Here is a 15,690-nt window from a genome sequence, read left to right as displayed (position 1 = left end):
TCGAAAAGCTGATCAAGCAGGATGCCACCCTGGAAGTGCTGCCCGGCTTCGAGCCCGGCCCCGGTTGTTGGCCGGCGGCTTGGTGGCGGGCTGGGCCTCTTCAGGGCCGGGCTCGAAGCCGGGCAGCACTTCCAGGGTGGCATCCTGCTTGATCAGCTTTTCGATGGCCTTGAGCAGTGGCTTTTCCTCGTGGCTGATCAGCGACAGCGCCTCGCCGGTGCTTCCGGCCCGGCCGGTGCGGCCGATGCGGTGCACATAGTCTTCCGCCACATGGGGCAGCTCGTAGTTGACCACGTGGGGCAGCTCGCTGATGTCGATGCCGCGGGCGGCGATGTCGGTGGCCACCAGCACCCGCAGCTGGCCGTCCTTGAACTGGCTCAGGGCCCGGGTGCGTGCCCCCTGGCTCTTGTCGCCATGGATCGCCATGGCCGGCAGGCCGTCCTTGTCGAGCTGCATTGCCAGCCGGTTGGCGCCGTGCTTGGTGCGGGTGAACACCAGCACCTGGCGCCAGTTGTTGTGGCCGATCAGGTAGCTGAGCAGGGCGCGCTTGCGGTTTTTGTCGGTGGCCACGAAGCGCTGGGCAATGGTTTCGGCGGTGGTGTTGCGCCGGGCCACCTCGATGTGCTCGGGCTGGTGCAGCAGATCTTCCGCCAGCGCCTTGATCTCGTCGGAGAAGGTGGCGGAGAACAGCAGGTTCTGCCGCTTTTTCGGCAGCAGCGCCAGGATGCGGCGGATGTCGCGGATAAAGCCCATGTCCAGCATGCGGTCGGCTTCGTCCAGCACCAGCATTTCGACCCGGGACAGATCGATGGAGCGCTGGGACACATGGTCCAGCAGCCGGCCCGGGGTGGCCACCACCACGTCCACCTTGCGGCCCAGGGCCTTCATCTGCGGATTGATGCTGACCCCGCCGAACATCACCAGGGTGCGCAGATCGGTGTGTTTGGCGTAGGCGCGCAGGTTTTCCTCCACCTGGGCGGCCAGCTCGCGGGTGGGGGTGAGCACCAGGGCGCGCACCGGCGCCCGGCCGTTGGCCAGGGGTTGGGCCCTGGTTTCGCCCAGGCGCTGCAGCATGGGCAGGCCGAAACCGGCGGTCTTGCCGGTGCCGGTCTGAGCGCCGGCGAGCAGATCGCCGCCTTTCAGCACCAGCGGAATGGCCTGGCGCTGGATGGGGGTAGGTTCGGTGTAACCACATTCATTGATGGCTTGAACGAGCTTGTCGTTCAGGCCCAGGGAAGCAAAAGACATGAAACTCCGGGGTAATAAGGGTCCTGACGGACGGATGAGGCAAAAACGGCTTGCAATGGCGGGATGATAACAGAAAAGCGGGACCGGGCATAAAAAAGACCTTGGGACTCAGTCCTTGAAGTCCCAGGACAGGTTGGACACCAGCCGGCAGGGTTCGCACAGAAAGTCGAAGATGTCGTGCACCGGCTCGGCCAGCCGCCAGTCGCCGCCACAGCCGGGGCAGGGGCGTTCCTGCTCGGCGGCCAGGCTGTCGCCGCCCACCCGGTACAGGTAGTAGAAGGTCGGTATCCCGCTCAGGTACTCGATGCGCTTGGCCAGATCCCGGCCGCGGCGGGCCAGGCGGCTGTCCGGCAGCGCGAGTTCGAGCACGGCGCCGTGCTCCAGGATGGAGCCGTTCATCTGCAGCTGATCACAGGCTTCCCAGTCTTCCTGCCACTTCAGCACCTGCTTGAAGTCGCCGTTGGCCACCGGCGGTATCCGGTACAGGGGCACGGGGGCGAAATGCTCGCCGCAGCGCAGGGGCGAGCAGCTGTGCAGGTAGCTGGTGTAGAGCAACTGCCAGGAACGGCTTTCGCAAGGGTCCGTGCTGTCCGAGTTGAGATCCTGGCCCCGACACTGCACCCGGGGGCTGGTCAGCCCCACCTGGTGCAGCCGGTCGATGGCCAGCTCCACCTGGCGGCTGTAGTGGCGCGGGTGCAGGCTGTCCTGCTCCGGGCAGACCACCCGACAGCCGAGCCAGCCCTGGTGGATGCTGGTGGGAAATTCCCGCCCCAGGATCTGGCCGTTGTAGCGCAGGGCGTCCAGCAACTGGCGCACCGCCGGCTCGGCCTCGGCCAGCACGATGTCCTGGTAACAGTCGAAGCTGAGTTCGCATACCCACATCAGCGTTTTTGCTCCAGCAACTGCTCAAGCCGGGCCAGGCGCGCTTCCAGCGCCTGGATCCGTTCGAGCAGATCGGGCCGATCCGCTGCCGCCACGGGGGCGGCGGGGATATCGGAGGCCGGCGGCAGGCTGTCCGGCGACTGCTTGTAGCGGCTGATCAGCTGCAGCAGCTGGGGCATGCTGACCTGGCCTCCGACCCTGGCCTTGACTGCGGCGGTGGTGATGCTCTTGCCTTCACGCACCAGGCTGTGAATGGCGTTGATGATTTCCTGACTGGACATCTTGGCTCCGTGTGGGGTTATCTCAGGCTGGCGTTCAGCTGATCGATGACTTCCGCCCAGTCCGAGTCGTTTTGCAGCCCTTCCTTCAGGAAGCTGGACTGGGCCTTGTTCCAGAAGGGGGCGTCCACCAGTTCCACCTCGGGAGGCAGGCGGTGGGCCGCCAGAAAATGCTCTATGCCCTGGTGGCTGGCGTCCAGCCCCAGTTGTTCAAACAGCTCACTGAACGGGTGAGTAATGTGTTCCATGGGGATCTCCTCGGCAAACCGTCTATGAAAAACCACCAGGTAGGGTGGCGTTCGGAACTCTCTGCAGTTCCTGCTCTTACAGCATAGGCGATGGTGGCTCGCGCAGCACCGGCAGGGAGACGTCCAGCACCCTGAGGCCGGCCAGCCAGAGGGTACCTTCGTCCTTCTGCAGGCCGTCGTGGCTGAACTCGAACCTGAACTGGGCCAGCAACCGTCCCTTCTGCCACACGTAGCGGTAACGGTAGACGCTGAGCAGCTGCAGCTGCCGGCGTTTGCAATAGTGCTCCAGCCAGCGGCGGGCGAATTCGCTCTGGCGGCGCACCTGCCAGTAGCCGGCACCGAGCAGGAACAAGCCCAGCAGGAGCAGCAGCTCAGTCACGGGCGGCCGCGAACAGCTTGCCGATGGCGTCCCGCAGGGCCGGTGCCAGCGCCGGGTTGTGCAGATTGGCGAGGATCAGCGGGCGCAGGGCCGGGGTCGAGACCAGTTCGGCGAAGAGGCCGTTGAACAGCTCCGGGTGCCGTTCGGCGAGCTGCTCCAGGTAGGCCAGCAGCAGGGCTTCGTCGGTCAGTTCCTGCCACAGCCGGGCCGCCAGGCTCAGCATCAGGGTCTGGCCCGGCGCCAGGGCCAGCAGGCTGGCGATTTTGCGGCTGCGGGCCGCGAGGGGCGTGGTGCCCGCCGTGGCGCGCAGCAGCAGGCCGATGCGCTCTTCATCGGGGGTGGCGCGCTCCTGCTCGGCGCTGATGGCGGCCAGCAGGCATTCGGCCAGCTCGGCGGGCAGGGGCTGATGTTCGCACTGGCCCAGCAGGGCCTGCTGCACCGGCAGGGGCAGGCCGAACAGCCGGGACGCCAGCAACTGGCCGAGGGCCGGCTCCGTGGCCAGGCGGGCCGCCAGATCCGCCAGCCCCTGCAGGCCCAGTTGCTGCCAGTCGTGCCGCTCGGGCTCGGCCAGGTAGTCGAGCACCGCCGGGTAGTAGGCGGAAGGCGGCAGGGCCAGATCCCGCCGCAGCCGGGCATGGAGGGCGGCCAGTTTGTCCTGGGCCGGCTGGAAGGTGAAGGGCGTCTGGGCCAGGCGTTGCTGTTGCTCTTCGCCGAGCGGGGCGGTGGGATCCTGGCCCAGCTGCTCGACCAGGGCGGCGAGGAAATGCTTGACCGCGGCGTTGTTGAACAGGCCGCGCTCGTCCAGGGGGATCTTCAGAAACCAGAGGTAGTGCTGGCGCTCGTCGCCGTGCTGGTGGTAGCAGACCGCCAGCCAGGCGTGGCGCTGCAGGGGCCAGGGGTAGGGCCGGCGGCCGGCCTCGATGGCGGCGAAATCCTCGGTGGCCAGGGGTTGCAGGCGGCGGCCCAGATCGTAGAGGCGGAACTCGGTGCCCGCCTGGCTCAAAAACTCGCTCAAGGTATCTATCTGCATCGGCTCCTCCTGTCGACCAGGGCGGAATTATAGGGAGTCGGGCGCCAAGATGGTATAGTGGGCCGGTGTTTTAAGAGGAGGATGCCGATGTCTGCCGAACCCCGAGCGCTGCTTTATGCCATCGAGCGCGAACTCAAGGTGCTGTCCTGGTGGGAGAGTTCGCCGCCCTCCGCCGAGGCGCTGGCGAGCACGGAGCCGTTCTGCCTCGACACCCTGAGTTTTCCCCAGTGGCTGCAGTTCGTGCTGATCCCGCGCATGCAGGCGCTGATCGACGCGGGCTCCCCCCTGCCGACGCGGATTTCCATCTATCCCATGGCCACCGAGAGCTTCAGGCAGCTGGCCGAGGATACCCGGGCGCTGGAAGAAGCCATCGCCCGTCTGGACGAGGCGCTGTCCGGCCAGCCGGTGTCCCGCGAACCATGAGCATCGACATCCTGTACCAGGACGACTGGCTGGTGGCGGTGAACAAGGCGGCGGGGCTTCTGGTGCACCGCAGCTGGCTCGACCGGCACGAGACCCGCTTCGCCATGCAGCTTACCCGCGACGCGGTGGGCGGGCATGTGTTTCCGGTGCACCGGCTGGACAGGCCCACCTCGGGGGTGTTGCTGTTCGCCAGGAGCGCCGAGGTGGCGCGAACCCTGACCCAGGCCTTTACCGAGCGGCGGGTGGAAAAGCACTACCTGGCGGTGGTGCGTGGCTACCTGGCGCCGGCCGGCACCCTGGATTACGCCCTGGAGCACCGGCCGGACGCCATCGCCGACAAGTTTGACGACCCCGACAAACCGCCCCAGCCGGCGGTGACCCACTGGCAGAGCCTGGCCCGGGTGGAGCTGCCCTTCGCGGTGTCGAAAAAGCACGCCACCAGCCGCTACAGCCTGGCCCTGCTCGAGCCGGAAACCGGGCGCAAACACCAGCTGCGCCGCCACCTGGCCCACCTGCGCCATCCCATAGTGGGCGACACCACCCATGGCGATGGCCGCCACAACCGCTTCTTTCGGGAGCAGTACGGCTGCGGCCGCCTGCTGCTGCACGCCGCCGGCCTGGCGCTGGCGCATCCGATCACCGGTGAGCCGTTGCGGCTCGAGGCGCCCCTGGATCAGGGCTGGCGATCGCTGATCTGTGAGTTCGGTTGGGAAAGTGCGCTCGCACCCGGGGAGCCTGACGGGGTAAAATCCGCGCTTTCAGTGGCTTAGGCGCATAGTGTGACACTTCAACCCCTACTCGATCGGATAGACCTTGAGGCCCGCCGGCTTTTTGGCCAGGGCAAGGTGGCCGACTACATTCCCGCCCTGGCACGGGTGCCGGCCGAGCGCTTCGGCATGGCCATCTGCACCCTGGATGGCGGGCTCTATTGCAGCGGCGACGCCCGGGAGCCCTTTTCCATCCAGAGCATTTCCAAGGCCTTCGCCCTGGCCATGGCCCAGCAACGCTATGGCGACGAGCTGTGGCAGCGGGTGGGCAAGGAGCCCTCGGGCAATGCCTTCAACTCCCTGGTGCAGCTGGAGTTCGAGCAGGGCATACCGCGCAACCCCTTTATCAACGCCGGCGCCCTGGTGGTGGTGGACGCGCTCAGCTCCCGGCTGTCGGCCCCGGTGCACGCCTTTCTGGAGACGATGCGGCTGCGGGCCGGCAACCCGGCGCTGCGCATCGATCACAAGGTGGCCGACTCGGAATACGAGCACCGTTTTCGCAACGCGGCCATGGCCAACCTGATGAAGAGCTTCGGCAACTTCCACAACGAGGTGGACGAGGTGCTGAAGGCCTATTTCAGCTATTGCGCCCTGTCCATGAACTGCGTGGATCTGGCCCGGGCCTTCAGCTTCCTGGCCAACGGCGGGCGCTGCGTGGTGACTGGCGAGCAGTGGCTGCCCCGGCTGCAGACCCAGCAGCTCAACGCCCTGCTGTTCACCTCCGGACTCTACGACGCGGCCGGGGATTTTGCCTACCGGGTGGGGATGCCGGCCAAGTCCGGGGTGGGCGGCGGCATAGTGGCGGTGGTGCCGGGGCGCTTCACCGTGTGCGTCTGGTCGCCGGAGCTGAACGGTTACGGCAATTCGGTGGCGGGGATCTGGGCGCTGGAAGAGCTGTCCCGGGCCCTGGACTTACGACTTTTCTGACGGGAGAAAATATGGCGGCGGTAGAGATTATTATCGGCAGTGTCTACGGTTCGGCGGTGCTGGTGGCCGAGACCCTGGAGCAGGCCCTGCGGGACGCCGGGCACAGCGTCCGGCTGCACGAGGATGCGGTGCTGTCGGAGCTGGACAAGGAGCGGCTGTGGCTGGTGGTCACCTCCACCACCGGCCAGGGCGACCTGCCCCCCAACCTGGTGCCGCTGTTTGAGGAGATCCGCGAACGCTGCCCGCCCATGCCGGCGCTGCGCTATGCGGTGGTGGCCCTGGGCGACAGCAGCTACGAGAACTTCTGCGGCGGCGGCCGCCAGTTCGACGAATTGCTGCAGGAGTTGCAGGCCCAGGCCCTGGCTCCGCGCCTGGAGGTGGATGCCAGCGAAACCCTGGAGCCGGAAGCGCCGGCCCTGGAGTGGCTGAAGGGCTGGATGGGGAAGATATAAGCTTGAAGCTTGAAGCTTGAAGCTTGAAGCTTGAAGCCGGAAGAGGGGGGCATTTACGCTTCCGGCTTCCGGCTTATTCCTTCGTCACCCGGATACCGTCTTCTTCAATCTGGATCAGGCCCTTCTTGTAGAGGCCGCCGATGGCCTTCTTGAAGGTGCCCTTGCTGGTGCCGAACAGGCGGAACAGGGTATCCGGATCCGTCTTGTCGCTCACCGCCATAAAGCCGCCGGCCTGGGTCAGCTTGTCGAGCACCTTCTGGGCGGCGTCGTCCACCCGGCCCGGGCCCGGCTTGAACAGGCTCAGATCGAGCTTGCCGTCATCCCGCACCTGCTTGATGTAGCCCTTGATGGCCCGGCCCATGGGCAGGCGTTCGGGCAGCTCCGACTTGAACAGCACCCCCCAGTGGCGGCCGTCGACCACCGCCTTCAATCCCAGGGGCGTGGCACCGGCGATCAGCAGGCTGACCTCGTCGCCGGGCTGGTAGCGGGGGCGCTCCTGGCTCAGGAAAGGTTCCAGCTTGCTGCTGGCCACCATGCGTCCCTCGTGATCCAGGTAGAGGTACACCACATAGTGGCGGCCTTCGTGCATGGGCTGGGCCTGCTGGCGCGCCGGCACGAAGATGTCCTTCTTCATGCCCCAGTCGAGAAAGGCGCCCAGGCGGTTGGTGGTCACCACCCGCAAGGAGGCGAACTGGCCGGCCCTGGCCTTGGGGGCGTCGGTGGTTACCACCGGTGCCAGGTCCGCATCCAGGTAGATGAAGACGGCGACCTCGTCACCGGGCCGGATGCCTTCGGGCAACTGGCGACGGGGCAGGAACAGCTCGCCGTAATCGCCTCCGTCCAGCCAGCCGCCCTTGTCGTCCAGGCGCAGCAGGGGCAGGTTGTTGTAGTCGCCAAGCTTGATCATGGTGGTTACCCTGGTTGCAAAAGGCGGATCTTAGCCTGTGCCGGGTTCAAAGGCCAGATGAGAGGAAGGGGAGGATGAGAGGGTGTGCACCGGCGATACAGCGTCTACCATCAGGTGAACAACATCGGAGCAGGGGAGCACCATGACAGCGGAGCAAACCACAGTTCTCCTTATCTTACTGGTCACGGTCGTGCTGTTTTTATGGGGGCGCTGGCGTCACGACATGGTGGCGCTGGCCGCCCTGCTGGCTTGTGTGCTCGCCGGCCTGGTCCCACCGGAGGACGCCTTTATGGGGTTCGGCCATCCGGCGGTGATCACCGTGGCATGCGTGCTGGTTTTGAGCCGAGGCTTGCAGCAATCCGGGGCGATCGATGTGCTGGCCCGCCGGCTATTGCCGGCCGAAGCCGGAGTCACCCTGTCCATCGTAGCCCTGACCGCCCTGGGGGCGGCCCTGTCGGCCTTTATGAACAACGTGGGGGCGCTGGCTCTGCTGATGCCGGTGGCCATTCAGATTGCCCGCCGCCAGCAACTGGCGCCGGGGGTGGTGCTGATGCCCCTGGCTTTCGGCACCATACTGGGGGGCATGACGACCCTGATCGGTACTCCGCCCAACCTTATCGTGTCCGGTTTTCGGGCGGCAAACGGGACGGGGGGGTTCGCCATGTTCGACTTTGCTCCCGTGGGCCTGGCGGTGGCCTGCACGGGGGTGTTGTTCGTGACCCTACTGGGCTGGCGGCTGGTGCCCCGGCGCAAGCCATCCGGCATGGAGGGGTTCGACAGCGCGGCCTACATCACCGAGGCCCGGGTCCCGGAGGAAGCCAAAGCGGTCGGGCTCAGCCTGCGGGAGGTGGAGGCCGAGTTGGAGCAGGCCGGGGCCCAGGTATTGGCCCTGGTGCGCAACGAGGTGAGGGTGACGGCGCCCAGCCTGCGTCGGCGGGTGCAGGCCAGGGATATTCTCCTGATCGAGGCGGAAGCCGAATCCTTGTCCAATGTCTTGTCCAGCCTGGGATTGAAACTGGCCGCAGAAAAAGCCAACTCGGACAAAGACGGAGTGGCTGCAGATGCTGAGGACCAGTCCGCCGAGTCGTCCGAGGACAAGGCTGCCAGGGAGAAGGGCGAGGAGCCGGTATTAATGGAGTTTGTGGTGCTGCCGGATTCCGAGTTGATCGGGCGTTCGGCCCGGGAGATCCGCCTGCGCAGCCGCTATAACATCAATTTGTTGGCACTGTCCCGTCAGGGACAGCGTTCGGTGGCCCGGCTGCGTGCCTTTGCTTTCACCGCCGGCGATCTGCTGCTGATGCAGGGATCCCCGGAGGCCTTGGGCGAGTTTGCCACCACTGCCGGCTGTGTGCCGCTGGCGGAGCGGGAACTGCGTATTCCCGACAAACGCAAGCTGGTGCAGGCCTGCGCCATCATGGCGGGTACCATCCTCTGCGTGACCTTGGGGCTGTTGCCTGCCGCCATTGCCTTTTCTGCCGGGGTGCTGGCCTCCATGGCGGCGGGGACTGTGCCGCCCCGCTCGGTGTATTCCGCTATCGATGGCTCTGTAGTGGTGCTACTGGGTGCGCTGTTTCCGGTGGCTGCGGCGATGGAAACCACCGGTGCCGCCGGCCTGGTCGCCCGCTTTCTGCTGGAGCAACTGGTTCAGGGACACGAGGTGCTTGCGCTGGCCCTGATCCTGGTGGTGACCATGACCCTGTCCGATCTGATGAACAATGCCGCTACCGCCGCCGTCATGTGTCCCATCGCGCTGGGGACCGCCGCTCAGTTGGGAGCCAACGCGGATCCTTTTCTGATGGCCGTGGCCATCGGCGGCTCCTGCGCCTTCCTGACGCCGATAGGGCACCAGAATAACACTCTGATCCTCGGACCCGGGGGATTTCGTTTCGGCGACTATTGGCGTTTGGGGTTGCCTCTGGAAATCGTGGTGGTGCTGATCGGTATCCCCATGTTGCTGTTGGTGTGGCCCTTATGAGACAACAATAAAGATAGAGCGGCAGCCCCTTGGGGCCATTGTTCGACCATACTTAACTCAGCCAAATCCGGTGCCTGTTGGAACCTGTCAGGGGTAAGGCAGGCGCTTGGCCATGATGAGGACATCACCATGCACAATGAACTGGACAACAGGGTCGTACTGGAAGTGTTCGACAAAATCCGCCGTTTCGGCGAGCCCTACGAGGATGGCCACATGCTGGAGGGGATAGTGGCGCGCAGCGATTTCGACGGTTACAGCGTGCACCTTTCCGGCAGCGGCGTCACCCTGCAGCTCAACTTCCACCAGAGCTATCATTTCGACTACGCCAGCGACAAGCTCAAGGATCAGTTTATGGCCAAGGTGGAGTATATTCACCGTCATTACAACGAGTGAGGCGGGGCGCCGTCATGGCCGGCGCACTGCCGGAGGAGCTGCCGTACGATCCCGGACCGGATGAGCGGAACTGGGCCATGTTCTGCCATCTGTCGGTGTTCGCCGGCCTGCTGTTCCCCTTCGGCAATGTCATTGCCCCCCTGGTGCTGTGGCTGCTGAAGCGACGGGAGTCGGCCTTCGTGGATTTTCACGGCAAGGAGGTGCTGAACTTCCAGATCACCCTGTTGCTGGGCTTTGCGGTGTGCTGGGTGCTCACCCTGGTGATCATCGGCCTGGTGCTGATGGTGGTGCTGGCCCTGGCGGCCCTGGTGCTGACCATCATCGGCCTGGTCCGGGCCAGCCGGGGCGAATGCTGGCGCTATCCCCTCAGCCTGCGGCTGGTGAGTTGAGGCCCCCCGGGGCCCCGGATTAAATCTTGCGCGCCTTGACGCTGCGGCCCTTGATCTTGCCCTGCTGCAGGTGCTTCAGCGCCTGGCGGGCCGCGTCCCGGTGCACCGCCACGTAGGACTGCATTTCCGTGATATCGATTTTTCCCACCTGGCTGCCCATGATGCCGGCCTCGCCGGTCAGGGCGCCGAGGATGTCGCCGGCGCGGATCTTGATTTTGCGGCCGCCGGCAATGCACAGGGTCACCATCTCCGGTTGCCGCGGGGTGGAGCCGGCATCGAGCCCGGCCAGGTTGCCCTGGGGAATGGGGGCCTGCTGGTACTCTTCGATCAGATTGACCCGGTAGGCTTCCTTGGGGCTGTAGAGGGTGATGGCGAGGCCCTGCTGGCCGGCGCGGCCGGTACGGCCGACCCGGTGCACATGCACTTCCGGGTCCTGGGTGACCTCGTAATTGACCACCATCGCCAGCTCCTTGATGTCCAGGCCGCGGGCGGCCACGTCGGTGGCCACCAGCACATTGGCGCTGCCGTTGGCGAAGCGGATCAGTACCTGGTCCCGCTCGCGCTGCTCCAGATCGCCGTTCAGGGCCAGGGCGGCGAAGCCCAGGTTGTTCAGGTGGTCCGCCACCTCCTGGCAGGCCCGCTTGGTGTTGCAGAACACCACGCAGGACGCGGGCGCATAATGGCCGAGCAGGCTGGCCAGGGCCTGCCTGCGCTGTTCGGGCTCCACCTCGTACAGGGTCTGTACGATGGCGTCGGCCCGTTGCGGCTCGACCACCGACACCCGCTCGGGCCGGCGCTGCAGGCCCTGGCTCATCTGCGCGATGCCGTCCGGGTAGGTGGCGGAGAACAACAGGGTCTGGCGCTCCCGGGGCGCGCAGGCCACCACCCGCTGGATATCGTCGGCAAAGCCCATGTCCAGCATGCGGTCCGCCTCGTCCAGCACCAGGGTGTTGAGGGCATCCAGCTTGAGGGTGCCCTTGTCCAGGTGCTTGAGCACCCGGCCCGGGGTGCCGACCACTATGTGCACGCCGCCGGCCAGGGCGGTGAGCTGGGGGCCGTTGGGCGAGCCGCCGCACAGGGTGACCAGGCGGACGTTGGCCATGGCCCTGGCCAGGCGGCGCAGTTCCCGCGCCACCTGGTCGGCCAGCTCCCGGGTGGGGCAGAGCACCAGGGCCTGCACCGCCAGCCGGTTCACATCCAGCCGGGCCAGCAGCCCGAGCCCGAAGGCCACCGTCTTGCCGCTGCCGGTGCTGGCCTGGGCGATGACGTCCTTGCCGGCCAGCACCAGGGGCAGGCTCTGTGCCTGGATGGGCGTCATTTGGGTGTATTCCAGGCTGGCCAGGTTGTCGACCAGGGCCGGGGCCAGGGGCAGGGCGGAAAATTCGGTGTGGTTCACGGCAGGTTCTCGATAGCGGGTAAAATAGGGCGCCGACAGGCGGGGGGCATGATAGCAGAAAAGCGGGCGCGGCTGCGGTTTTTTGCAGCGGAGGAAGGAAGGAGGGGAAAGAAGGGCGGCAGGGCCGCCCTCGGGCCGGAAGCCGCTCAGTTGTGCTTGTGCAGTTCGGCGTTCAGTTCGATCGCGGACTTGTTGGTTTTCACCTCGATGCGGCCGTTCTGGGAGTTGCGGCGGAACAGCAGGTCGTTTTTGCCGGCCAGATCGGCGGCCTTGACGGTTTGCACCTCGTTGTTCTTGTCATCCAGCACCGTGACTTTCGAACCGGCGGTGATGTAGAGGCCGGATTCGATGGTGCAGCGATCGCCCAGGGGGATGCCCAGGCCGGCGTTGGCGCCCAGCAGGCAGCCTTCGCCCACGGAGATGACGATGTTGCCGCCGCCGGACAGGGTGCCCATGGTGGAGCAGCCGCCGCCCAGATCGGAACCGTTGCCCACCACCACACCGGCGGAGATGCGGCCTTCGACCATGCTCACGCCCAGGGTGCCGGCGTTGAAGTTGATAAAGCCTTCGTGCATGACGGTGGTGCCTTCGCCCACGTGCGCACCCAGGCGGATGCGGGAGGCGTCACCGATGCGCACGCCGGCCGGGACCACGTAGTCGGTCATCTTGGGGAACTTGTCGACGGAGTTGACGCTGAGGGTGCGGCCCTGGGCGCGCGCGGCCAGCTGGCGACGGGCCAGCTCGTCCACCGCGATGGCGCCCTCGGAGGTCCAGGCCACGTTGGGCAGCAGGCCGAACATGCCGGACAGATCCAGGCCGTGCGGTTTCACCAGGCGGTGGGAGAGCAGGGCCAGCTTCAGGTACACCTCGGCGGTGCTGGCGGGGGCGGCGTCGGTTTCCAGTATGGTCACCACCAGCGGCTGGCGGGTGCCGGCCAGCACCTCGACTACCTCGGCCTGGGCCTTGGCGTCCACCGACAGGAAGGCTGCTTCCAGATCTTTCAGTTGGGCCGCGTCGATTTCGATGGCCGCGTTGCCGCCCTGGTAGCCGATCTTGGCGGCCACCGCGCCGATCAATGCGTCGTCGGCATTCAGCAGCGGCTGGTTGTAGTAAACCTCCAGCCATTCCCCTTTGGCGGACTTGGTGCCCACACCCAGACCGAAAGCAAAGTTTGCCATCCTGTTCACTCCATTAATTGGTTTGCATACCTAATCGGCTGTCGCACGGCGGCCAGCCGGGTGTAAATCCGCTGCAGGCCGAGCTGGCGGCTTGCACCACGGTTCGGCGAAGCGCTCGGCCGATCCGTTTCTTAATTCAAAACTGGCGCATCTTTTATCATATTTTGCCGCCCTGGTTGAGTTCGTCGACCAACTTTTCTCGCAATTGCGCCTGCTCCTGCTCACTTAATGGCCGATCCTCGCTGTTGGTGAGGCTGAAGAAGTCTTCGACCCGCTCGCCGATGGTGGTGATCTTGGCGGCGTGCAGGTTGAGGCCCTGGCGGCTGAACACGGCGCCGATACGGGCCAGCAGGCCGGGGGTATCGAGCGCCACCAGTTCCATCAGGGTGCGCTTGGTGAGCCGCTGGGGCTGGAGGAAACTGACCTGGGTGCGCACGTCGAATTCCCGGTGCCGGCGCGAGGGTGGCCGCCGGCGGATGGCCGGCGGCGCGGTGTCGAGCAGCGCCTCGCTCAGGCTGTGGCACAGATCGCTGAGCCGATCGCCGCTGACCGGCTGGCCGTCCGGCTCCAGCACGATGAAGGTATCCAGGGCGTAGCCGTCCTTGGAGGTCATGATCTGGGCATCGTGGATATTGAGGTTTTTCTGATCCAGGGCCGCCGCCACCCGGCCGAACAGGTTGGGCGAGTCGGGACTGTAGATAAACAGCTCGCTGCCGCCCCGGCCCGGCTGCTGGCTGATCTGCACCAGGGGCCGCCGGCTGTCGCCGTGGGCCAGGATATGGCGGCTGTGCCAGGCGATCTGCTCCGGGGTATGGCGCAGGAAGTAGTCGGCGGTAAAGCGCGCCCACAGCGGCTTGACCCGTTCATAGGAGGTGTCCAGGTGCTCCAGCAGCTGGCGCGCCTGCAGCTTGTTCTCGCGGATGCGCAGGCGCAGGTCGGGCGGGTTTTCCAGCCCCAGGCGCAGCGCCTTTTGGGTGGCGAAGTAGAGTTCGCGCAGCAGGCTGCCCTTCCAGTCGTTCCACAGGTGATCATTGGTGGCGCAGATGTCCGCCACCGTCAGGCAGTAGAGGTAGTCCAGGTGCAGTTCGTCCCGCACCTGGGTGGCGAACTCGCGGATCACGTCTGGATCGTAGATGTCCCGCCGCTGGGCGGTGACCGACATCAGCAGGTGCTGGCGCACCAGCCAGGACACCAGGCGGGCATCGGACTTGTCCAGATCGTGCTGCAGGCAGAAGTCGAGGGCGTCCTCGGCGCCCAGCTCCGAATGATCGCCGCCCCGGCCCTTGGCGATGTCGTGGAACAGGGCGGCGAGGTAGAGCAGCTCGGGTTTGCGCAGCCGGGTGCTGATCTCGTGGCACAGGGGGTGGCTGCGCTTGCCGGCGGGCTCGCGGAACAGGTAGATGTTCTTCAGCAACCGGTGGGTGTGCTCGTCCACCGGGTAGGCGTGGAACATGTCGAACTGCATCTGGCCCACTATCTTGCTCCACTGGGGAAAGTAGGCGGCGAGGATGCCGTAGCGGTGCATCAGGGTCAGGGCCAGGTCGCTGCCCCTGGGGTGGCGCATCAGCATCATGAACAGCCGGCGGCAGTCGGCCCGCTCACACAGAAAGCCGGGCAGCCGGCGGCGGGCGTCGCGCAGCTGGCGCAGGGTGGTGGAATAGATGCCGCTGATCTGGGGGTGGGCGGCGATCTGGTAGAACAGCCGCAGTATGGCGGCGGGCTCCTGCTTGAACAGATCCGGCCTGACCACGTCGATCAGCCGGCCGCGCAGGCGGAACTCGGGGGTGAGCATGCGCACGTCCATGGCGATATGGCCGAGGATGGCCTCGTCGAACAGCTGCAGCAGCATCTCGTTGAGTTCGGCCACCCGTCGCACCGTCTGGTAGAAACGCTTCATCATCTGTTCGACGGGTTCGTTGCCGTCGCCGGCGAAGCCCAGGGCGGTGGCCACCGCCCGCTGGCGGTCGAACAGCAGCCGGTTGTCGGCCCGGCGGATCACCAGGTGCAGGGCGAAGCGCAGCTTCCACAGGAAGTTCTGGCAGTCGAGCAGCTCCCGGTATTCGGCCCGGGTAAGGAAGCCATGGCTGACCATCTCGCTCAGGGTGGCGGCGCCGAAGTGGCGGCGGGCGACCCAGCTGATGGTCTGGATGTCGCGCAGGCCGCCGGGGCTGCTCTTGATGTCGGGCTCCAGCTTGTAGCTGGTGTCCTGGAACTGGCGGTGACGTTCCTCCTGCTCCTTGCGCTTGGCCTCGAAAAAGGCCTGGCTGGGCCAGAAGCGATCCGGTGCCGTGGCCCGGGTGAGGGCGGCGAAGGTGTCGTAGCAGCCGGTGATGAGCCGGGCCTCGATCAGGTTGGTGGCCACGGTGATGTCCTTTTCCCCTTCCTCCACGCATTCGGCCACCGAGCGCACGCTGTGGCCCACCTCCAGGCGCAGATCCCACAGCAGGGTGATAAAGGCGCCGATGCGCTCGCCCAGCTCTTCTCCGGCCGGAGCCTCGCTCAGGATCAGCAGGTCGATGTCGGAATAGGGGTGCAGCTCGCCGCGGCCATAACCGCCCACCGCCACCAGCGCCAGCCGGGCATCCCGGTCCAGCCCGAAACGCTGCCACAGGCCGGTGAGCAGCTGATCCATGTGTTGGGAGCGGGTCGCCACCAGCTCCATGATGTCGTCGCCGGCATGGAAGCGCTGCTCCAGCCAGTCCTGCAGGCGGGCGAGCATGTCCTTGCAGGTGGCGAGGCTGAGCTGGTCGGGGGGGAACAGGGCCGGGGCGAGCGGGCTGGCATCCATAGGGCGGTGACTTCCTTACATCTTCAGGGG

At 66.1% G+C, this 15,690-nt stretch carries 16 protein-coding genes and 1 pseudogene; 7 read left to right on the top strand and 10 right to left on the bottom strand.

Features of this window, described 5'->3' with window-relative positions; genetic code table 11:
• Positions 1-99: 99 nt before the first annotated feature.
• The 6 genes and pseudogenes from CGX12_RS16100 to CGX12_RS16075 all read right to left on the bottom strand — a co-directional run.
• Positions 100-1,248, bottom strand: a pseudogene (locus CGX12_RS16100) (DEAD/DEAH box helicase); the annotation flags it as partial.
• 108 nt (positions 1,249-1,356) lie between these two features.
• The gene (locus CGX12_RS16095) at positions 1,357-2,130 is read right to left on the bottom strand and encodes a Zn-ribbon-containing protein (RefSeq protein ID WP_094040871.1); all 774 of its coding nucleotides are present in this window, start codon (positions 2,128-2,130) and stop codon (positions 1,357-1,359) included.
• Positions 2,130-2,411: a DNA-binding protein gene (locus CGX12_RS16090; protein ID WP_094040870.1), complete on the bottom strand. Its 282-nt coding sequence runs from the start codon at positions 2,409-2,411 to the stop codon at positions 2,130-2,132. The genes CGX12_RS16095 and CGX12_RS16090 overlap by 1 nt, the downstream gene beginning before the upstream one ends.
• A gap of 17 nt (positions 2,412-2,428) precedes the next feature.
• Entirely contained in the window at positions 2,429-2,656 is a 228-nt protein-coding gene (locus CGX12_RS16085) for a DUF2789 domain-containing protein (RefSeq protein ID WP_094040869.1), read from the bottom strand.
• A gap of 76 nt (positions 2,657-2,732) precedes the next feature.
• The gene (locus tag CGX12_RS16080; RefSeq protein WP_094040868.1) at positions 2,733-3,035 is read right to left on the bottom strand and encodes a DUF3301 domain-containing protein; all 303 of its coding nucleotides are present in this window, start codon (positions 3,033-3,035) and stop codon (positions 2,733-2,735) included.
• Positions 3,028-4,065, bottom strand: a complete 1,038-nt coding sequence (locus tag CGX12_RS16075) for a DUF3549 family protein (protein WP_094040867.1) — start codon at positions 4,063-4,065, stop codon at positions 3,028-3,030. Before CGX12_RS16075 ends, CGX12_RS16080 begins: the two co-directional genes overlap by 8 nt.
• Before the next feature lie 87 nt (positions 4,066-4,152).
• Between CGX12_RS16075 and CGX12_RS16070 the strand changes: the two genes are divergently transcribed.
• Genes CGX12_RS16070 through CGX12_RS16055 form a run of 4 tightly spaced genes read left to right on the top strand, consistent with a single transcriptional unit; the run spans position 4,153 to position 6,634 of the window.
• The gene (locus tag CGX12_RS16070) at positions 4,153-4,488 is read left to right on the top strand and encodes a YqcC family protein (RefSeq protein ID WP_094040866.1); all 336 of its coding nucleotides are present in this window, start codon (positions 4,153-4,155) and stop codon (positions 4,486-4,488) included.
• Positions 4,485-5,258: a tRNA pseudouridine(65) synthase TruC gene (gene truC / locus CGX12_RS16065; RefSeq protein ID WP_094040865.1), complete on the top strand. Its 774-nt coding sequence runs from the start codon at positions 4,485-4,487 to the stop codon at positions 5,256-5,258. The genes CGX12_RS16070 and truC overlap by 4 nt, the downstream gene beginning before the upstream one ends.
• Before the next feature lie 9 nt (positions 5,259-5,267).
• Positions 5,268-6,182, top strand: coding sequence for a glutaminase B (gene glsB / locus CGX12_RS16060; protein WP_094040864.1), 915 nt, complete (start codon positions 5,268-5,270; stop codon positions 6,180-6,182).
• Positions 6,183-6,193: 11 nt separating this feature from the next.
• Positions 6,194-6,634 carry a flavodoxin gene (locus CGX12_RS16055; RefSeq protein ID WP_094040863.1) on the top strand — a complete coding sequence of 147 codons (441 nt, stop codon included), beginning with the start codon at positions 6,194-6,196 and terminating at the stop codon, positions 6,632-6,634.
• Positions 6,635-6,707: 73 nt separating this feature from the next.
• Here CGX12_RS16055 and CGX12_RS16050 read toward each other — a convergent pair whose 3' ends face one another.
• Positions 6,708-7,541, bottom strand: a complete 834-nt coding sequence (locus tag CGX12_RS16050; RefSeq protein WP_094040862.1) for a CvfB family protein — start codon at positions 7,539-7,541, stop codon at positions 6,708-6,710.
• A 142-nt stretch (positions 7,542-7,683) separates the two neighbouring features.
• On the opposite strand from CGX12_RS16050, the gene CGX12_RS16045 reads away from it, so the two are divergent.
• The 3 genes from CGX12_RS16045 (at position 7,684) to CGX12_RS16035 (ending at position 10,298) form a co-directional block, all read left to right on the top strand.
• Positions 7,684-9,516 (top strand): SLC13 family permease, encoded by a 1,833-nt coding sequence (locus CGX12_RS16045; protein ID WP_094040861.1) that lies wholly within the window; start codon positions 7,684-7,686, stop codon positions 9,514-9,516.
• Between the two features lie 129 nt (positions 9,517-9,645).
• On the top strand, positions 9,646-9,909 hold the full coding sequence (locus CGX12_RS16040) for a DUF3081 domain-containing protein (protein ID WP_094040860.1): 264 nt from the start codon (positions 9,646-9,648) through the stop codon (positions 9,907-9,909).
• Positions 9,910-9,923: 14 nt separating this feature from the next.
• The gene (locus tag CGX12_RS16035; RefSeq protein WP_094040859.1) at positions 9,924-10,298 is read left to right on the top strand and encodes a DUF4870 domain-containing protein; all 375 of its coding nucleotides are present in this window, start codon (positions 9,924-9,926) and stop codon (positions 10,296-10,298) included.
• 19 nt (positions 10,299-10,317) lie between these two features.
• On the opposite strand, the gene dbpA is transcribed toward CGX12_RS16035, so the two are convergent.
• The 3 genes from dbpA to glnD all read right to left on the bottom strand — a co-directional run bounded on the left by dbpA (position 10,318) and on the right by glnD (position 15,660).
• A complete protein-coding gene (gene dbpA, locus CGX12_RS16030; protein WP_094040858.1) occupies positions 10,318-11,694 on the bottom strand; it encodes an ATP-dependent RNA helicase DbpA in 1,377 nt (458 codons plus the stop codon).
• A 146-nt stretch (positions 11,695-11,840) separates the two neighbouring features.
• Positions 11,841-12,872: a 2,3,4,5-tetrahydropyridine-2,6-dicarboxylate N-succinyltransferase gene (gene dapD, locus CGX12_RS16025; protein WP_094040857.1), complete on the bottom strand. Its 1,032-nt coding sequence runs from the start codon at positions 12,870-12,872 to the stop codon at positions 11,841-11,843.
• A gap of 157 nt (positions 12,873-13,029) precedes the next feature.
• Positions 13,030-15,660 (bottom strand): bifunctional uridylyltransferase/uridylyl-removing protein GlnD, encoded by a 2,631-nt coding sequence (glnD, locus tag CGX12_RS16020; RefSeq protein ID WP_094040856.1) that lies wholly within the window; start codon positions 15,658-15,660, stop codon positions 13,030-13,032.
• Positions 15,661-15,690 lie beyond the last annotated feature (30 nt).

The sequence above is a fragment of the Zobellella denitrificans genome (genome assembly GCF_002237365.1).
Classification (GTDB): Bacteria; Pseudomonadota; Gammaproteobacteria; order Enterobacterales; family Aeromonadaceae; genus Oceanimonas; species Oceanimonas denitrificans.
This window is presented reverse-complemented; position numbering and strand designations above follow the sequence as displayed.

Coding starts and splice junctions, on each gene's coding strand:
- CGX12_RS16095 (WP_094040871.1), bottom strand. CDS start 2,130: ATGTGGGTATGCGAACTCAGCTTCGACTGTTACCAGGACATCGTGCTG.
- CGX12_RS16090 (WP_094040870.1), bottom strand. CDS start 2,411: ATGTCCAGTCAGGAAATCATCAACGCCATTCACAGCCTGGTGCGTGAA.
- CGX12_RS16085 (WP_094040869.1), bottom strand. CDS start 2,656: ATGGAACACATTACTCACCCGTTCAGTGAGCTGTTTGAACAACTGGGG.
- CGX12_RS16075 (WP_094040867.1), bottom strand. CDS start 4,065: ATGCAGATAGATACCTTGAGCGAGTTTTTGAGCCAGGCGGGCACCGAG.
- CGX12_RS16070 (WP_094040866.1), top strand. CDS start 4,153: ATGTCTGCCGAACCCCGAGCGCTGCTTTATGCCATCGAGCGCGAACTC.
- truC (WP_094040865.1), top strand. CDS start 4,485: ATGAGCATCGACATCCTGTACCAGGACGACTGGCTGGTGGCGGTGAAC.
- CGX12_RS16055 (WP_094040863.1), top strand. CDS start 6,194: ATGGCGGCGGTAGAGATTATTATCGGCAGTGTCTACGGTTCGGCGGTG.
- CGX12_RS16050 (WP_094040862.1), bottom strand. CDS start 7,541: ATGATCAAGCTTGGCGACTACAACAACCTGCCCCTGCTGCGCCTGGAC.
- CGX12_RS16045 (WP_094040861.1), top strand. CDS start 7,684: ATGACAGCGGAGCAAACCACAGTTCTCCTTATCTTACTGGTCACGGTC.
- CGX12_RS16040 (WP_094040860.1), top strand. CDS start 9,646: ATGCACAATGAACTGGACAACAGGGTCGTACTGGAAGTGTTCGACAAA.
- CGX12_RS16035 (WP_094040859.1), top strand. CDS start 9,924: ATGGCCGGCGCACTGCCGGAGGAGCTGCCGTACGATCCCGGACCGGAT.
- dapD (WP_094040857.1), bottom strand. CDS start 12,872: ATGGCAAACTTTGCTTTCGGTCTGGGTGTGGGCACCAAGTCCGCCAAA.
- glnD (WP_094040856.1), bottom strand. CDS start 15,660: ATGGATGCCAGCCCGCTCGCCCCGGCCCTGTTCCCCCCCGACCAGCTC.